At 73.0% G+C, this 15,148-nt stretch carries 19 protein-coding genes; 10 read left to right on the top strand and 9 right to left on the bottom strand.

Going from position 1 to position 15,148, the window contains the following annotated elements:
- Entirely contained in the window at positions 1–831 is an 831-nt protein-coding gene (locus L2C96_RS00740; RefSeq protein ID WP_237334684.1) for an ABC transporter ATP-binding protein, read from the bottom strand.
- A 14-nt stretch (positions 832–845) separates the two neighbouring features.
- Complete coding sequence (locus L2C96_RS00735; RefSeq protein WP_237334683.1) at positions 846–1,841, bottom strand: ABC transporter substrate-binding protein; 996 nt, start codon at positions 1,839–1,841, stop codon at positions 846–848.
- Between the two features lie 352 nt (positions 1,842–2,193).
- Here L2C96_RS00735 and L2C96_RS00730 point away from each other — a divergent pair, with 352 nt between their 5' ends.
- The 6 genes from L2C96_RS00730 to L2C96_RS00705 are packed head-to-tail and all read left to right on the top strand — an operon-like array spanning position 2,194 to position 7,260.
- Positions 2,194–2,646: a Rieske (2Fe-2S) protein gene (locus tag L2C96_RS00730; RefSeq protein WP_027936135.1), complete on the top strand. Its 453-nt coding sequence runs from the start codon at positions 2,194–2,196 to the stop codon at positions 2,644–2,646.
- Positions 2,643–3,743: an amidohydrolase family protein gene (locus L2C96_RS00725; RefSeq protein ID WP_237334682.1), complete on the top strand. Its 1,101-nt coding sequence runs from the start codon at positions 2,643–2,645 to the stop codon at positions 3,741–3,743. Before L2C96_RS00730 ends, L2C96_RS00725 begins: the two co-directional genes overlap by 4 nt.
- The gene (locus tag L2C96_RS00720) at positions 3,740–4,798 is read left to right on the top strand and encodes an amidohydrolase family protein (RefSeq protein ID WP_237334681.1); all 1,059 of its coding nucleotides are present in this window, start codon (positions 3,740–3,742) and stop codon (positions 4,796–4,798) included. The genes L2C96_RS00725 and L2C96_RS00720 overlap by 4 nt, the downstream gene beginning before the upstream one ends.
- A 2-nt stretch (positions 4,799–4,800) precedes the next feature.
- Positions 4,801–5,670, top strand: coding sequence for an alpha/beta fold hydrolase (locus tag L2C96_RS00715; protein ID WP_237334680.1), 870 nt, complete (start codon positions 4,801–4,803; stop codon positions 5,668–5,670).
- A gap of 31 nt (positions 5,671–5,701) precedes the next feature.
- A complete protein-coding gene (locus L2C96_RS00710; protein WP_237334679.1) occupies positions 5,702–6,667 on the top strand; it encodes a LysR family transcriptional regulator in 966 nt (321 codons plus the stop codon).
- Positions 6,664–7,260, top strand: a complete 597-nt coding sequence (locus L2C96_RS00705) for a TMEM175 family protein (protein ID WP_237334678.1) — start codon at positions 6,664–6,666, stop codon at positions 7,258–7,260. The genes L2C96_RS00710 and L2C96_RS00705 overlap by 4 nt, the downstream gene beginning before the upstream one ends.
- A 34-nt stretch (positions 7,261–7,294) precedes the next feature.
- Here L2C96_RS00705 and L2C96_RS00700 read toward each other — a convergent pair whose 3' ends face one another.
- The 3 genes from L2C96_RS00700 to L2C96_RS00690 are packed head-to-tail and all read right to left on the bottom strand — an operon-like array spanning position 7,295 to position 8,759.
- The gene (locus L2C96_RS00700) at positions 7,295–7,975 is read right to left on the bottom strand and encodes a DUF899 domain-containing protein (protein WP_237334677.1); all 681 of its coding nucleotides are present in this window, start codon (positions 7,973–7,975) and stop codon (positions 7,295–7,297) included.
- 27 nt (positions 7,976–8,002) lie between these two features.
- On the bottom strand, positions 8,003–8,338 hold the full coding sequence (locus L2C96_RS00695; protein ID WP_237334676.1) for an ArsR/SmtB family transcription factor: 336 nt from the start codon (positions 8,336–8,338) through the stop codon (positions 8,003–8,005).
- Positions 8,328–8,759 carry an SRPBCC domain-containing protein gene (locus tag L2C96_RS00690; protein WP_237334675.1) on the bottom strand — a complete coding sequence of 144 codons (432 nt, stop codon included), beginning with the start codon at positions 8,757–8,759 and terminating at the stop codon, positions 8,328–8,330. The genes L2C96_RS00695 and L2C96_RS00690 overlap by 11 nt, the downstream gene beginning before the upstream one ends.
- A gap of 131 nt (positions 8,760–8,890) precedes the next feature.
- Here L2C96_RS00690 and L2C96_RS00685 point away from each other — a divergent pair, with 131 nt between their 5' ends.
- Together L2C96_RS00685 and L2C96_RS00680 are read left to right on the top strand one after the other, a co-directional pair.
- Positions 8,891–9,598 carry a LysR substrate-binding domain-containing protein gene (locus L2C96_RS00685; RefSeq protein ID WP_237334674.1) on the top strand — a complete coding sequence of 236 codons (708 nt, stop codon included), beginning with the start codon at positions 8,891–8,893 and terminating at the stop codon, positions 9,596–9,598.
- 9 nt (positions 9,599–9,607) lie between these two features.
- Positions 9,608–9,940: a TfoX/Sxy family protein gene (locus tag L2C96_RS00680; RefSeq protein ID WP_237334673.1), complete on the top strand. Its 333-nt coding sequence runs from the start codon at positions 9,608–9,610 to the stop codon at positions 9,938–9,940.
- A 1-nt stretch (position 9,941) separates the two neighbouring features.
- On the opposite strand, the gene L2C96_RS00675 is transcribed toward L2C96_RS00680, so the two are convergent.
- Positions 9,942–10,688, bottom strand: coding sequence for an alpha/beta fold hydrolase (locus L2C96_RS00675; protein ID WP_237334672.1), 747 nt, complete (start codon positions 10,686–10,688; stop codon positions 9,942–9,944).
- Positions 10,689–10,751: 63 nt separating this feature from the next.
- On the opposite strand from L2C96_RS00675, the gene L2C96_RS00670 reads away from it, so the two are divergent.
- Positions 10,752–11,060 carry a DUF1905 domain-containing protein gene (locus L2C96_RS00670; RefSeq protein WP_020419853.1) on the top strand — a complete coding sequence of 103 codons (309 nt, stop codon included), beginning with the start codon at positions 10,752–10,754 and terminating at the stop codon, positions 11,058–11,060.
- On the opposite strand, the gene L2C96_RS44930 is transcribed toward L2C96_RS00670, so the two are convergent.
- Complete coding sequence (locus L2C96_RS44930; protein WP_237334671.1) at positions 11,044–12,048, bottom strand: 2Fe-2S iron-sulfur cluster-binding protein; 1,005 nt, start codon at positions 12,046–12,048, stop codon at positions 11,044–11,046. The genes L2C96_RS00670 and L2C96_RS44930 overlap by 17 nt on opposite strands.
- A 1-nt stretch (position 12,049) precedes the next feature.
- Positions 12,050–13,273 (bottom strand): cytochrome P450, encoded by a 1,224-nt coding sequence (locus L2C96_RS00660; RefSeq protein WP_020419855.1) that lies wholly within the window; start codon positions 13,271–13,273, stop codon positions 12,050–12,052.
- A 138-nt stretch (positions 13,274–13,411) separates the two neighbouring features.
- Here L2C96_RS00660 and L2C96_RS00655 point away from each other — a divergent pair, with 138 nt between their 5' ends.
- The gene (locus L2C96_RS00655; protein WP_237334670.1) at positions 13,412–14,341 is read left to right on the top strand and encodes an AraC family transcriptional regulator; all 930 of its coding nucleotides are present in this window, start codon (positions 13,412–13,414) and stop codon (positions 14,339–14,341) included.
- 77 nt (positions 14,342–14,418) lie between these two features.
- Here L2C96_RS00655 and L2C96_RS00650 read toward each other — a convergent pair whose 3' ends face one another.
- Positions 14,419–15,024, bottom strand: a complete 606-nt coding sequence (locus L2C96_RS00650) for a class I SAM-dependent methyltransferase (protein ID WP_237334669.1) — start codon at positions 15,022–15,024, stop codon at positions 14,419–14,421.
- Positions 15,025–15,148: the final 124 nt, after the last annotated feature.

Genomic DNA, 15,148 nt, shown 5'->3' with positions numbered 1-15,148 from the left:
TCACTCCTGCCTGTCGAGGGCGTGCCGCAGCTCGCGCACGACCCTGCCGAACTCCGGCTCGGTCTGGACGTCGAAATCCCGCGGCTTGGGGAAGTCCACCGCGCGGATCTCGCTGATGCGGCCCGGCCGCGGGCTCAGCTGCACCACCCGGTCGCCGAGGAACACCGCCTCGGTGATGTCGTGGGTGACGAACACGACGGTCGCCTTGGTGGCGAGCGCGATCCGTTGCAGCTCGGCGTTCATCCGCTCGCGGGTCAGCGCGTCCAGCGCGCCGAAGGGTTCGTCCATCAGCAGCAGCTTCGGCCGGGTGGACAGCGCCCGCGCGATAGCCACGCGCTGCCGCATCCCGCCGGACAGCTCGCGCGGGTAGGACTTCTCGAACCCGGCCAGCCCCACCAGCTTCGCCAGTTCGTACGCCCGTTCCCGGCGCTCGCGCTTGCCCGCGCCACGCAGCTTCAGCGGCAGCGCGATGTTGTCCGCGACCGAGTACCACGGGAAGAGGTTGGCGTCCTGGAAGACCACGCCCAGCTCGGACACCACGGAGGAGTCCACTCTGGACCCGTTCCACAGCGACCGGCCCTCGACGAGGATCCGCCCCTCGGACGGGCTCTGCAGCCCGGCGAGCGTGCGCAGGAGGGTCGTCTTGCCGCAGCCGGACCGGCCGATCACGGACACGAACTCGCCGTCGCTGATGGTCAGCGTGATGTCGTGCAGGGCGCGGGTGGTGGCGCGTTTGGACCGGAACTCCTTGCCGACACCGGCGAGTTCCAGCTTCGGCGGTGCGGCCTGCCGCGGGGCCGCGGTGAGGGTCTCGGCGTGGTGCGCGGACATGCGTCTCCTCGCGATCAGGTGGTGGTGGCCGGCAGGAAGCTGTTGTCGAACCACTTCGCGGCGTCGCCGCCGGGCTTGGCCTGGCCCGCCCTGGTCAGCTCGTCGTAGCCGGCGGTCCACGCGGCCGGGTCGGTGACCAGCAGGGGCCGTGACGGGTCCTTGCCCGTCCACAGGTCGCGCATCGTGCCGAGGCTCTTGCGCGCGATCGCGTCGTCGTCGAGCGTGGCGAAGGAGTACTTGCCGCGCAGCGTCCCGATCGTCCTGGCGAAGTCCTGGTCGTTCACGTACTCCGCGACGGCGTCGCGGATCCCGGCCATGAACGCCCGCAACGTGTCCGGGTGCTTGGCGATCACGTCGGCGGTCGTCACGTAGATCTGCGAGTCGGACTTCACCACGGTGCCCGGGTCGAACACGCCCGCGTCCGCGTGCTGGGACTGCACGATGTTCGCGGTGTCGATGCTGACCACGTACCCGGCGATCCGGCCCTGCTGCACCAGGTTGAACGTGCCCGGGGTGAGCCCGGTGACCTGGCGCGGCGTGCTCTTGGGGTCCAGACCGGAGTTGGCCAGCACCAGCGACACGATCTTGCTGCTCGTGCCACCCTCCGAGCTGACCCCGATCGTCTTGCCGACGAAGTCCTGCGGTTTTTCCAGCGGGGCCTGCTTGCTGTAGACGACGCGCACCGCGGAACCGCGGCACAGCGTGCCGATGTTCACCAGCGGCTGGTTCGATTCGGCGACCGCGGTCATCAGGTCGATCTGCCCGAGCCGCGCGACCACGCCGACACCGGCGATCAGGGTCTGCGTGGCCTGGGGCGACCCCTTGACCTCCTGCAGCGTGACGTCCAGCCCGTGCCGCGCGAAGTGGCCACCGGCGACGGCGAGCAGCTCCGGGGACATGGACAGGGTTTCCAGCGGCAGGATGCTCAGGAAGGTCGCCGTTCCGCTGCCGCCCCCGCCTGCCGCCGGGCCGGCGCCGCACGCGGACAACACGGCCGGTCCGGCGGCCACGGCCGCCGCGGTCAGCGCGGAACGCCTCAGGAATGCCCGACGGGGCAACGATGGACTCGGCGATGGAGTGGACACGATGGTTCTCCTCGTTCCTCCTGCCGGCCACCGCCCTGTGACCGGCTGGGGAAGAGGTTGACCCGATTCGATCGCCCCCGTCAAGGTCCCCGGTTTCCCGCCGTCGTCGCCGGCCCTGCCGGTCAGGATCACCACCGGAGCGCGGTTTCCCCTGCTGCGCAAGCGAAATCGCGTCACCTGACGGCGGGTCCACATGCGCCACTATCGGGACGGCCGATGGTCTCCATCGAAACTTTCACTTTCCGCCCGGCCCGCGGCGATCTCTACCGTGCACAGCATGAGGATCGTGGTGTCCCGGCTCGACGACTTCCCGCCGGGAGAGCGCCGGATCGTCCAGGCCGGCCGGCGGTCGATCGGGGTTTTCCGGGTCGGCGACCGTTTCTACGCACTGAACAACCACTGCCCGCACCAGGGCGGCCCACTCTGCCTCGGGGCCACCCAGCCGTGGCTGACCTCCACCGCGCCCGGTGAGGTCCGGCAGGAGGACGGCGACGCGCTCGTCGCCTGCCCCTGGCACGGCTGGGAGTACGACCTCGAGACCGGGCAGTCGTTCCTCGGGCCGGACGAACCGCCGGCCCGCACCTACGACGTCTCCGTGGAGCGCGGCAAGAACGGGCGCATCCCGGGCCCGTACGTCGCCGAGACGTACCCGGTGCACGTGGAAGACGCCTACGTGGTCGTGGACACCAGCGGCGGAGCACGCCCTGGCGACAAGGGAGGTGACCGATGACCAGCACCGCCGTCGCCGGGCAGCCCGGCAGCGCGCCGGGCCGCACCGGCTACACCATCGTCGACACCGACATCCACCCGGCGGCCCCGGCGGCCGCCATCCGGGAGCGGCTGCCGGAGAAGCACCGCGCGCGGTGGGACCTGTTCGGCAGCCGCGTGCCCGGCCCGCCGGAGATCTACCCGCGGGTCCGCAACGCGGGCTTCCGGCTGGACTCCTGGCCCGCGGACGGGCCGCCGGGCAGCGACCTGGGCATGATCCGGGACCAGCTGCTCGACGAGTTCGGCGTGACTCACGGCATCCTGATCCCGCTGCAGAGCCACAGCTGGGGCGCCGAGGAACCGGAGTACGCCGCCGCGCTGTGCCGGGCGCTCAACGAGTGGCAGATCGACACGCTGCTCGACGCCGAACCCCGGCTGCGCGGGTCGATCACCATCCCGATCGAGGCGCCGGACCTCGCGGCCGAGGAGATCCGGCGGCACGCCGGCGACCCGCGGTTCGTGCAGGTGCTGCTGTCCACCGGCGGCGAGCTCGGCTTCGGCCGCCGCCGGTACTGGCCGATCTACGAGGCCGCGGCCGAGGCCGGGCTGCCGGTCGCCGCGCACACCGGTGGGCTGGAGATGCACCGCGGCGCCGGGTGGCCGTCGTTCTACCTCGAAGAGCACGTGTGGAACGGCAACCTGATGGCCGCGTTCGTCACCGGGATGCTCTGCGAGGGCGTCCTGGACCGGCTGCCGGAGCTGAAGGTGATCTGCGTGGAGGGCGGCATCGCCTGGGCCGCGCCGCTGATGTGGGCGCTGGACGACGCGTGGGAGCAGCTGCGGGGCGACGTGCCGCACCTGGTCAAGCCGCCGTCGGAGTACATCCGCGAGCGGTTCTGGTTCACCACCCAGCCCATCGAGGAGCCTGACGACCCGCGCGACCTCGACAAGGCGCTGGCCCACCTCGGGATGGACGAGCGGATCATGTTCGCCTCCGACTACCCGCACTGGGACTTCGACTCCCCGCGGCACGCGCCGCGCCTGTTCCCCGCCGCGCTGCGCGAAGGCGTCATGGGCGCCAACGCGTGCCGGCTCTACGGTCTGCCGGAGGCCCCATGACCACCGCGGTCGGCACCACCCGCATCGACGCCGAAATCCACTGTGGACCGTCGTCGCTGAACGACCTGCTGCCCTACCTGGAACCGTACTGGCGCGGCTACGTGCTGGAGGGCGGGCTGATGCTGTCCCCGCACCAGGGCGGCGCCTATCCCCCTGCGGCGCCCACCAGCGCCACCCCGGCCGCGCGGGCCGCCGGCCTGACTCCGGCGCACGACGCGGAGTCGGTGCGGTCGAACCTGCTCGACGGGCTGCGGGCCGCGATCCTGGTGTGCACGACGTCGTTCCACTGCAACCGCAACCCCTACTACGAGGCGGCGCTCACCCGCGCGGTCAACGACTGGCTGATCGCGGAGTGGCTGAGCAGCGACGACCGGCTGCGCGCCGGCATGGTGGTGCCGACCCTGGACGCCGAGGCCGCCGTCGCCGAGATCGAGCGGATCGGCGACCACCCCGGCATCGTGCAGGTGCTGCTGCCGGTGCGCACGGACGCGCCGTGGGGCAACAAGCGGCACCGGCCGATCCTGCGGGCCGCCGCCGAACGCGGACTGGTGGTCGGCCTGCACGCGTGGGGCCGGATCGGGAACGCGCCCACCAGCACCGGGTTCACCCACACCTACCTCGAGGACTATGTGGGCAACTCGCAGCTGCTCGTGCAGGCCCAGCTCAGCAGCCTGGTCGCCGAGGGTGTCTTCGCGGAGCTGCCGGACCTGCGGGTCGCCCTGCTGGAGTGCGGGTTCTCCTGGCTGCCCGCGCTGCTGTGGCGGTTCGACAAGGACTGGAAGGGTGTGTGGCGCGAGGTGCCGTGGCTGGGCGCGAAACCGTCGGAGGTGGTGGCGCGGCACATCCGGCTGACCACCGCGCCCGCGCACCTGCCGCGGGACCCCGGGCAGGTGCGGGAGGTGCTGGACATGGTCGGCGCCGGCTCGATGCTGATGCACGCCAGCGACCACCCGCACGACCACGGCGGCAGCGGGCAGCGGCTTCTCGACGCGCTGACCCCGGCCGAGGCGGAGGCGGTGCTCACGGGCAACGCGGCGGCCTGGTACGGGATCTGACCGTGTTCGCCGGGTTCACCTGCCAGGACGTGGCGACACCGGCGGGCGGACGGGTCCGGGTCCGCACCGGCGGCAGCGGCCCGCCGGTGCTGCTGCTGCACGGCTACCCGCAGACCTCGGCCATGTGGCACCTGGTCGCGCCCGAGCTGGCCCGCGACCACACGGTCATCGCCGCGGACCTGCCCGGTTACGGGGACAGCGTGGCGCCCGGCGGCGACGTGGCGGCGTTCGGCAAGCGGGCGATGGCGCGCGAGCTGGTCTCGGTGATGGGCCGGCTCGGGTTCCGCCGCTTCGCCGTCGCCGGGCACGACCGGGGCGGGCGCTGCGCCTACCGGCTCGCGCTCGACCACCCGGACGCGGTGACCGCGCTGGCCGTGCTGGACATCCTGCCCACGGCCGACGTGCTGGCCCGCGTGGACGCGGAGTTCGCCAGGTCGGCGTGGCACTGGTTCTTCCTCGCCCAGCCGGGTGACCTGCCGGAACGGCTGATCGCCGCCGACCCGGACGCGTTCTTCCTGCGCGGCGCGGACGGGATCTTCGCCGAGGCGGCACTGCGCGCCTACCGGGCGGCTTACCGGCGGCCGTCGGTCGTGCACGCGATGTGCCAGGACTACCGCGCGGGCGCCACCGTGGACCGGGCCGACGACGAAGCCGACCGGGGCCGGCGGGAGATCACCTGCCCCACGCTGGTGCTGTGGGGCGCGGCCGGACCGCTGGGGAGGACCGATGACGTGCTCGCCGTGTGGCGGCCGTGGGCCCCGCGGGTCACCGGGACCGCGCTGGACTGCGGCCACTACCTCGCCGAGGAGCGTCCCGCCGAGACCGCCGGGGCGCTGCGGAAGTTCCTTTCCGCCACACGGCAAGATCCTTGACACCCGATCGCGCCCGGCTCCTAATGGATCCATGGGTTCGGCCGTCCGCAAGGTGACACGACGCTCCTTGTCGCTGGCGAGCCTGGACCTGAATCTCCTGGTGTTCCTGCGGGAGCTGCTGCGCGAGCGCAACGTGACCCGGGCGGCCGAGCGGGTGGGCGTGAGCCAGCCGACGGCCAGCGCGGCGCTGTCCCGGCTGCGCCGCCACTTCGACGACCAGCTGCTGATCCGGTCCCGCGGCTCCTATGTGCTGTCCCCGCTGGCGGCGCAGCTGGCCGGGCAGGTGGAGCCGTTGTGCGCCAGCCTGGAACGGTTGTTCGCCACCACGCCCGGCTTCGACCCGGAGTCCTCGGAGCGCGAGTTCACCCTGCTGATGCCCGACTACGTGCTCGCCGCCTACGGAGAGCAGCTGTCGGCGGCGATGTACGCCGCGGGGCCGAACATCCGGATGCACGTGCGGGTGGTGCGGGAGCGGCTGCCCGCCGACATCCCGGAGACGCTGCGGCTGATCGACGCGATGATCTGCGCCGCGAAGCCCGAGCTGCACGCGCCCGGGATCAACTCGCTGGAGCTGTTCCGGGACCGCTGGGTGTGCGTGGTGTCGGCCGACAACCCGGTCGGCGACCGGCTGGAGCTGTCCGACCTGGAGCGGCTGCCGTGGGTGGTGCCGCACCACCCGGACGGCGGTTATCCGGCCACGTCGCCGCTGGGGCCGCTGATGGCGAGGCTGTCCGCGCGTCCCCGGGTGGCGGTGCGGGTGGACAGCTACCAGGCGACGCCGTACTTCATCGCCGGGACCGACCGGATCGCGGTCATGCAGCGGCGGCTGACGCGCTACCTGGCCGGCCGGTCGGACCTGCGGATCCTGGAGTGCCCCGGCGACCCGCCGCCCATCGTGGAGATCATGTGGTGGGACGAGCGCAAGGAACACGACGAGGCGCACCGCTGGCTGCGGCAGGTGGCCCGCCAGGCGGTGCGCCAGTCGGACCGCCCGTGAGCGCGCTGCGGCCGGCCGAGCGGCTGGTCTTCTTCTCCGACGCGGTCGTGGCGATCGCGATGACGCTGCTGGTGCTCCCCCTGGCCGACTCGGTGTCCGAGCTGGTGGTCGACGGGCAGCCGGCGGCCGAGGCGATCAGCGGCAACCGCTGGCAGATCGTGAGCTTCCTGCTGAGCTTCGTGGTGATCGCCCGTCAGTGGCTGAGCCATCACCACCTGTTCGAGCAGGTCCGCGCTGTCAACGCGGCCGTGATGTGGCTGAACATCGCGTGGCTGCTGACCGTCGCGGTGCTGCCGTTCCCGAGCGAGCTCACCGGCGCCTACGGCGAGGACGAGTTCGTGGTGCTGTTCTACATCGGCACGGTCCTGGCCAACACACTGTGCCTCACAGCGATGACGCTGGTGGTCCGGCGCACCCCCGGGCTGGCCCGCGACGCCTCGGCGATCGACGGCCGCTGGGTGTTCAACTCGGTGGGCGCCGCCGTCGCCCTGGCGGTGGCGTTCGTGCTGTCCGCGCTAGTGCCCGCCGCCGGTTACTACTCGCTGCTGCTGTTGTTCGTCCCACCTCAGCTGGCCCGCTTCCGCTACCGCTGAGCCTCGTGCTACCACGCCGCGGCGATGGTCCGCCTCAGGCGGACGGCTGACGCGCCGGGTAGTCGTCGTGCCAGTGCCACCACTCGTAGGGCGGCGTCTGCGGGTAGCCCTCCGGCGAGTCCTCCCACGTCTCCTGCCTGCCCAGCGCCGTGATGTCGAGGTAGCTCCAGGTGCCGCCCATCGCCTCGTCGCCGCGGTTGTTGACGAAGTAGGTGCGGAACACGCGGTCGCCCTCGCGGATGAAGGCGTTCGTGCCGTGGTACTCGGCCACCCCGAAGTCGGCGTCGAAGTCGTCCAGGATGGTGTACCAGGGCATCGTCCAGCCCATCCGCGCCTTGACCCGCGCGATGTCGGGCTGCGGCGCGCGCGAGGCGAACACCAGCGTGGTGTCGCGGGCGTTCAGATGGGCGGGGTGCGCGACCTGGTCGGCCACCATCGAGCAGCCGACGCAGGCGTGGCCGGGCCAGCCGTGCACGCCGGGCTCGAGGAACGCCCGGTAGACGATCAGCTGACGACGGCCGTCGAACAGGCCGAGCAGATCCACCGGCCCGTCCGGGCCGTCGAACCGGTAGTCCCGGTCCACTTCGGTCCACGGCATGCGGCGCCGCGCGGCGGCCATCGCGTCCTTCGCCCGCGTCAGCTCCTTCTCCTTGACCAGGAGCTCCTCCCACGCGGCCTGCCACTCCTGTCGCGAGACGATCGGGGGTGTCCTCATCGGTTCTCCACCTTCCACTTCGGATGATCACGCTGTGCCGTCCAGCTGGTCGCGCAGTTTCGCCAGCGGGTTGTCCCAGTCGCGGGCCAGCGCGGCCAGGAACTGTTGCGCCACCTGCATCGGGGCCGTCCGGAGGCGGTAGCGGACCCGCCGCCGCTCCCCCGGCTCGGCCGTGACGAGCCCGGCCTCGGCGAGCAGGGCGAGGTGCTTGGCGACGCCCTGCCGGGTGATCGGCAGGCGGCCGGCGAGGTCGGTGGCCGTGGCCGGGCCCCGCGCGGCCAGCTCGGCCAGGATCGCCCGCCGCGTCGGATCGGCCAGCGCGGCGAAGACCTGCTCGGCGACGGCCTCGGCATCACGCTGCATCGAGGTAGCCGGCCAGTTCGTCCAGTTCCCGCGCCCAGCCCCCGGTGTTGCCGTCGAACGCCTCGCGGTGCGCGTCGTCCGGCAGCTGGGCGAACCCGGTCTCCACGACGGTGAGCCGCGTGCCCTCGCCGTCCGGTTCGAGGGTGAACTCCACGTAGGTCCGGCGCGGGTCGTCGTCGGGCAGGCCGTAGATCCGCCAGGTGAAGCCGAAGACCCGTGGCTCCTCGACCCGCTCGACGCGCAGGTCCTGACGGAAACCGTTGTCCCACTTCAGCTCCCCCGCGCCGCCGGGCCGCAGGTCGATCGACGCCTCCTGGCCGAACCAGGTGCCGAGCCCCTCGGCGGTGGTGAGCGCGGCCCACACCTTCGCGGGCGGGTGACCGAGCTCGACGACGCGCTCGATGCGGTCCGGGAACGCCATGACGCCTCCTGTGTCGCAACTTCTTGGTTGCCACACTATGGCAACCGGATAGTTGCGTCAACCGTTCCGCCGGATCCCCCGGTTCGGCTGTCCCGGATAACGACGCCGGTCACGCCCGGTAGCCTGGCCGGGTGGCAGAGTCCTTCACGCTCGGGTACGTGCCCGGGGTGACACCCGGCAAGTGGGTGCGGATCTGGGCGGAGCGCAGCCCCGCCGTCCCGCTGGAGCTGGTGCAGGTCACCGCCGCGGAGGCGGCCGGACGGGTCCGCGACCGCGAGCTCGACGCGGTGCTGCTGCGCCTGCCCACCGACCGCGACGGCCTGCACGCCATCCCCCTCTACACCGAGACGACGGTCGTGGTCGTGCCGAAGGACCACCTGATCGCCGCGGCGGACGAGATCACCGCCGACGACCTCGCCGACGAGCTGGTGCTGCACCCGCTCGACGACACCCTGGACTGGGCGCACCCGCCCGGCAAGCCGGCGCTCGAACGCCCCGCCACCACCGGCGACGCGATCGAACTCGTCGCGGCCGGTGTCGGGGTGCTGGTGGTGCCGCAGTCGCTCGCCCGGTTGCACCACCGGCGGGACCTCACGTACCGGCCGGTCACCGGCGTCCCCCAGTCTCGGGTCGCGCTGTCCTGGCTGGAGGACGAGACGACCGAGGAGATGGAGCTGTTCATCGGCATCGTCCGCGGCCGCACGGTCAACAGCACCCGCGGACGGCCGCCGGCGCCGAAGCAGTCGAAGGCGAAGCGCCCCGCGGAGGAGCGCAAGCCGGCGCCGCGCCGGAACCAGCCCCGCCGCCCCACCAAGCGCGGCAAGCCCAAGCGGCGGTGATACTGGCACATGGCCTACGACCACGAACTCGCCGACCGCGTCCGGGAACAGTTGTCCGGTGTGGACGGTGTGCGGGAAAAGTGGATGTTCGGCGGGCTGGCGTTCCTCGTCCACGGCAACATGGCCGTCGCGGCCAGTTCGGAAGGCGGCCTGCTGGTGCGCGTCGAGCCGGACGAGGGTGAGCGCCTCCTCGGCGAGGGCGTCCAGCCGATGGTGATGCGCGGCCGCGAGATGCGCGGATGGCTCCGGGTGGACGCCGCGGTCGTCCGGACCGCGGCGCGGCTCCGCGAGTGGGTGACGCGGGGCGTGTCCTACGCCGGTGCGCTTCCCGCCAAGGACTGAATCACCGCGGCGCACTCCCCACCAACGACTCGACCAGCCCCGCCACCTCCGCCGGCGCCGAGTGGTTCAGCGCGTGCGCATGGCCCGGAACCTCCGCGTACCGGCCGGCGGGCAGCCGCGCCGCCATCTGCTGCGCCCACGCCCGGGACGCGATCGGGTCCCGGCTGCCGCGCACGACCACCGCGGGGGTGGTCAGGTGCGGCAGCTTCACCTCGACGGGGTCGTCCCGCAGGTGCCGGGCGGTGGCGAGCAGCCGCCGGGGCCCGCACACCAGGTAGTCCCACGCGAGCACCACCAGCAGCGACGGCCGTTCCCGCGGAGCGTCGGCCACGAGCCGGCTGAGCTGGCGCACCAGCGACGGCGCCGTCCGGTCGGTGCTCGGGCCGATCAGCACCACCGGGCCGAGCAGCTCCGGCGCGTGCACGGCCAGGTCCACCACGATCTGGCAGCCCGCCGAGTTCGCGACCAGCACCGAACCGCCCCGCCCGGTCTCCCGCAGCCACTCCGCCAGCGCCGCCGACAACCCGCGCACGTCCAGCGCCCGGCGCGGCCCCGGCGTGCGGCCGAAACCTGGCAGGTCCGGCGCGCTCACCCGCAGCCGCTCCCCCAGCGTGCGCGCCAGCGGGCGGAAGTACCGGTGCGAGCAGCCCAGCCCGTGCACGCACACCACCTCCGGCGCGCCCGCCGGCCCGGTCACCTCGGCGTGCATCCGGGTGCCTGCCGCCCCGGTGAACTGGTGCGTGATCACCGGGAACGGGTACCGCGGCCCGCACGCTCCGAAACTGTCGGTGCCGCGTGAGACGCTCCGCGGGTGGACATCGTCTTCGACGCGGAGCTCTGGGTGTGGGACGCGCGGCGCGCCGACACCTGGACGTTCGTGAGCCTGCCCGCGGACGCCTCGGACGAGATCAGCGACCTCACCGAGGGCAGCCGCCCGGGCTTCGGGTCCGTGCGGGTGCGCGCCCGGGTCGGCGCGACCACGTGGACGACCTCGGTCTTCCCGGACAAGGCGCGCGGCTGCTACGTGCTGCCGGTCAAACGCGCCGTCCGGGAAGCCGAGGACCTGCACCCGGGCGATACCACGGCCGTCACCCTCGAAGTCCTCACGAGGCCGGCGTGAACTTCTCCCGGTGGATCCGCCGCGGCGACATGCGCCGCCGTTTGAACGCCTTCACCCCGGCCTCGACCATCGCCGGCGGGCCGCACAGCCAGCCGGACCAGCCGCGTCCACTGGGGACGTCTTCGACGAACGCGTCGGTCGGGAAACCGCCGCGGTACGCCGGATCCGGCTCGTCCGACAGCACCGGCACGAACCGGAAACCCGGGTGCTCCTCCGCGATCTCGGCGAACCGGCCGAGGTCGTACAGGTCCGCCGCGCCGCGCACCCCGTGGTACAGCAACACCTCGCGCGACGGGTGCCGGGCCAGCGCGGTGCGGGCGATGCCCACCAGCGGCGCCAGCCCGGTGCCGCCGCCGATGAGCACCATCGGGCCGCCGTCGTCTTCGTCCGGCGGCGGCAGGTGGAAGTCGCCGAGCGGCCCGGTCGCCTCGACCCGGTCGCCGGCGGCGAGCCCGTCGAAGAGCCAGCCGTCGGTGGCGACCCCACCGGGCACGCGCCGGACGTGCAGCTCCAGCACCTTGTCCTCGTCGGCGGTGTTGGCCAGCGAGTACTGCCGCCGCGCGCCGGAGCCGGGCACGACCAGCTCGACGTACTGCCCGGCCTCGAACGCCAGCGGCTCGGCCAGGCCCAGCAGCACCCGCCGGGTGTCGCGCGCGATGTCGGCGACCTCCAGCACGGTGGCCGTCAGGTCGCGCAGCGGGTGCGTGACGCGCCCGGCGTCGGCGGTGCTGCGCACCTCCGTGTCGGCGAGCGGACGGGCCTGGCAGGCGAGCGCCAGTCCGGACGCGCGTTCCTCGGCGCTGAGGGTGTCCTCCGGGGCGGCGCCGTGGTCGACCTCGCCGGAGAGCACCTGGAGCTTGCAGGTGCCGCAGGTGCCCTGGTTGCACGAGTTGGGCATCCACATCCCGCCGCGCAGGAACGCCTCGAGCAGGGTCTGGCCGGGCTCGCAGTCGACCCGCCTGCCCCCGACGCTGACCGCGAACGTCACCTCACACCTCCCAGGTGACGTGCAGCGAGGTGGGGCCGCGGAAGCCCCAGCCCCAGAACTCGACGCCCTCGCGGGTGTCGCGCTCCAGGTTCGGGATGGCCTCGAACAGCTCCTCCAGCGCGATCCGCATGACGTGGTTGGCGAAGTAGATGCCCGCGCACGCGTGGTTGCCCGCGCCGAAGGCGAGGTGCGGCAGCGGCGGGCGGTGCAGGTCGTACTGCGAGGGCGCCTCGTACTTGCCGGTGTCGTGGTTGGCCGAGCCGTAGGAGAGCATCACCGGCGTGCCGGCGGGCAGGTCGACCCCGGCGATGGTCACCGGCTTGGTGGAGATGCGGGCGGTGGCCGACCAGATCGGCGAGGTCCACCGCAGGCCCTCGGCGATCGCCCGCGGGATCAGCGTGGGGTCGTCGACGACCTCTTCCAGCTGCTCGGGCCTGCTGAACAGGCCGACCAGGGTGGAGGCCATGCCGTGGCCGGGTTCCTGCATCGCGCCGAGCAGGTACACGTAGATCGTCGGGTAGATGTACTCGCGGTCGCGGGTCTGGCCGGGCGGCATGCCGTCGTGCAGCCAGTGCGAGATGGCGCTGTCGTCGGGGTGCTCGATCCACTTGTCGATCAGCGGGTCGACGACGGCGCGGATCTCGGCCTTGGCCTGGTCGCCCTCGGCGAAGCCCTCGGGGTTGGCGAACTCGCCGTTCTCGTCGACGGCGGCGTTGGTGAACGAGCGGTTCAGCTTGGCGAACCACTCGCGCAGCTTGTCCGAGTCGACCTCCTGCAGGCCGAGCAGGTCGCCGAGCGAGCGGACGCTGACCGGCTCGCAGTACTGCGCCACCAGTTCGGCGTGCCCGTCGTTTTCGAACCGCTCCAGGTAGCGGCGCGCGATGGGCCGCACCAGGTCGTCGATCCAGCGGTCCACCTCGGCGGGCTGCAGGGCGGGCTCGACCATGGAGCGCAGGTCGGCGTGGATGTCGCCGTTGACGCCGATGATCGCCGGGTGCCCGAAGGTGCGGCCGCCGGCCGGGGTGATGACGGCCTCGAAGTCCGGGCTGGTCGCGACTTCGCGGCAGACCTCGGCGGTCGAGGCGACGTAGGACCCCAGCACCGGCACGAAGGCCAGCGGCGCCTCCGCGCGCAGCCGCTCGTACACCTCGTACGGGTTGCGCTCGAGCTGCGTCATGGTGACCTCGTCGAGCCAGGCGAGATCGGGCCGTTCGGTCGTCGTCATCGCGGTGTCCTCCCACGTCGTTGTCCGGGATGAACGGGAGGCTAGGCAGCGCTGACCTGCGGCGCGACACGCTTCGCGCGGTCTCGGCACGGATCGCGCGGCCAGTTCGCGGCGGGTGTCTCTGGTAACCTCCTGCGCATGCCCGCACGGCGTAGTGCGCCGCCCCGGGACTGGCACCAGGCGTCCCGGAAGGTGGCGGAGGCGTATTTCCCGCACGAGCTGCAGCCGCTCGGCGGCGGCCGCGATCCGCGCCTGACGCTGCGCACGCTCGACCTCGGGCCGGTGCTGGTGGGGCACGTCGGGTGGGGCGCCGACGTGCGGGTCGCGTGCGACTACCCCGGCGCCTACGAGATCAACATGCCGCTGACCGGGCACCTGGAGAGCCGCGGCAGGCACGGGCCGGTGGTGTCGGTGTCCGGGCAGGCGACGGTGTTCCGGGCCGACACGCCCTCGCTGATCAGCCACTGGGACGCCACCTGCACGGTGCTGGGCGTGAAGTTCGACAGCGCGTGGCTGGACCGCGAGGCCGAGCGGGTGCTCGGCGGCGACCGCGTCACGCTGCGCGGCGAGCTGCCGGACCAGCTCGATCTGGCCGCCGGGCAGGGGCGCGCGTGGCGTCAGCTGGTCGGCAGCCTGGCGGCGAACCTGCACGAGCCCGGCCTCCTGGGCGACGTCGTGCGCGACCAGCTGGCCGGCGCGCTGGCGGCGAGTTTCCTGCTGGCCGGGTGCCCGGAGGCCGGTGCCGGCCCGGCCCCGCGCCCGCGGGCGATCAACCGGGTCCTGGATCAGCTGCACGACGACCCGGGCCGTCCTTGGACGGCGGGCGACATGGCCGAGGTCGCGGGCACCAGCGTCCGCCGCCTGCAGGAGGGCTTCCGGCAGTGGGTGGGCTGCAGCCCGACCGAGTACCTGCTCGGAATCCGCCTGCAACGCGCCGACGCGGACCTGGCCTCGTCGGGATGCACGGTCAGCGAGGTCGCGGCACGCTGGGGCTTCTCCAGCGCCAGCCGGTTCGCGGCCGCCTACCGCCGCCGGTACGGCGTGCCACCCGCGCGAGCGCACCGCTGAAACCCGCGACTGAATGCGCTTTCCGCGGCCGTGGTGCGCGCGAGGAGCGAGGCCGGGAGGTCACCCGCTGACCGTCGTCAGTGGACGGTGGCGAGGACGAGGTAGCGGTCCTCGCCGTCGTCGATGTCGTCCAGGCGCCAGCCCGCCGCGGTGAGAGCGGCGCGGATGTTCGGCTCGGCGCGGAGGTCGTCCGGGGTCAGCTCCCGGCCCTGCCGCCGTGCCAGCGCGGCCCGCCCGACGGGGTGGAACAACGCGAGGCGCCCGCCCGGCCGGCAGACGCGGGCGAGTTCGCGCAGGCCGTCGACCGGGTCGGGCAGGTGCGAGACCAGCCCGGCGGCGAAGACGGCGTCCAGAGCGCCGGTCCTGAACGGCAGGTGCAGGGCGTCGCCGAGGAGCAGCGCCGCCACGCGGTGACGACCGCGGGCGGCCGCCTCGGCGAGCATCTCGGGCGTCACATCGACCCCGAGAACGGTGCCCCCGGGGCCGACGGCGTCCCGCAACTCCGGCAGGGCGCGCCCGGTGCCGCACGCGATGTCGGCGACCACCCCACCGGCCGGCGGAGCCAGATCCGCGACGGCCCGACGGTAGCGGGGCCCGTCGTCGGGGAACTTCAACTCCCAGGTAGCCGCACGGGGCCCGAAAAAAGCCCGCGTCGCGGCGAGACCGGTCGGTGGCACGCTCATGGGGGAAGCTTAGGCGCTGGCATCGGCCACCGGACGGATCTCGCCCCTGCCCGTCGGGGCCACCGGCCCAAGCGGAGGAACGACCGCTCCGCCTGCTCGGCCAGCGCAACCATCACCCGCGGCG

The sequence above is a fragment of the Amycolatopsis tucumanensis genome, assembly GCF_021654135.1.
Classification (GTDB): Bacteria; Actinomycetota; Actinomycetes; order Mycobacteriales; family Pseudonocardiaceae; genus Amycolatopsis_E; species Amycolatopsis_E tucumanensis.
This window is presented reverse-complemented; position numbering and strand designations above follow the sequence as displayed.

What these genes read in the sequence shown, in the direction of transcription:
- L2C96_RS00710 (WP_237334679.1), top strand. Translation starts at nt 5,702, where the DNA reads ATGGGTTCGGCCGTCCGCAAGGTGACACGACGCTCCTTGTCGCTGGCG.
- L2C96_RS00720 (WP_237334681.1), top strand. Translation starts at nt 3,740, where the DNA reads ATGACCACCGCGGTCGGCACCACCCGCATCGACGCCGAAATCCACTGT.
- L2C96_RS00690 (WP_237334675.1), bottom strand. Translation starts at nt 8,759, where the DNA reads ATGGCGTTCCCGGACCGCATCGAGCGCGTCGTCGAGCTCGGTCACCCG.
- L2C96_RS00680 (WP_237334673.1), top strand. Translation starts at nt 9,608, where the DNA reads ATGGCCTACGACCACGAACTCGCCGACCGCGTCCGGGAACAGTTGTCC.
- L2C96_RS00740 (WP_237334684.1), bottom strand. Translation starts at nt 831, where the DNA reads ATGTCCGCGCACCACGCCGAGACCCTCACCGCGGCCCCGCGGCAGGCC.
- L2C96_RS00655 (WP_237334670.1), top strand. Translation starts at nt 13,412, where the DNA reads ATGCCCGCACGGCGTAGTGCGCCGCCCCGGGACTGGCACCAGGCGTCC.
- L2C96_RS00695 (WP_237334676.1), bottom strand. Translation starts at nt 8,338, where the DNA reads ATGCAGCGTGATGCCGAGGCCGTCGCCGAGCAGGTCTTCGCCGCGCTG.
- L2C96_RS00730 (WP_027936135.1), top strand. Translation starts at nt 2,194, where the DNA reads ATGAGGATCGTGGTGTCCCGGCTCGACGACTTCCCGCCGGGAGAGCGC.
- L2C96_RS00700 (WP_237334677.1), bottom strand. Translation starts at nt 7,975, where the DNA reads ATGAGGACACCCCCGATCGTCTCGCGACAGGAGTGGCAGGCCGCGTGG.
- L2C96_RS00650 (WP_237334669.1), bottom strand. Translation starts at nt 15,024, where the DNA reads ATGAGCGTGCCACCGACCGGTCTCGCCGCGACGCGGGCTTTTTTCGGG.
- L2C96_RS00725 (WP_237334682.1), top strand. Translation starts at nt 2,643, where the DNA reads ATGACCAGCACCGCCGTCGCCGGGCAGCCCGGCAGCGCGCCGGGCCGC.
- L2C96_RS00660 (WP_020419855.1), bottom strand. Translation starts at nt 13,273, where the DNA reads ATGACGACGACCGAACGGCCCGATCTCGCCTGGCTCGACGAGGTCACC.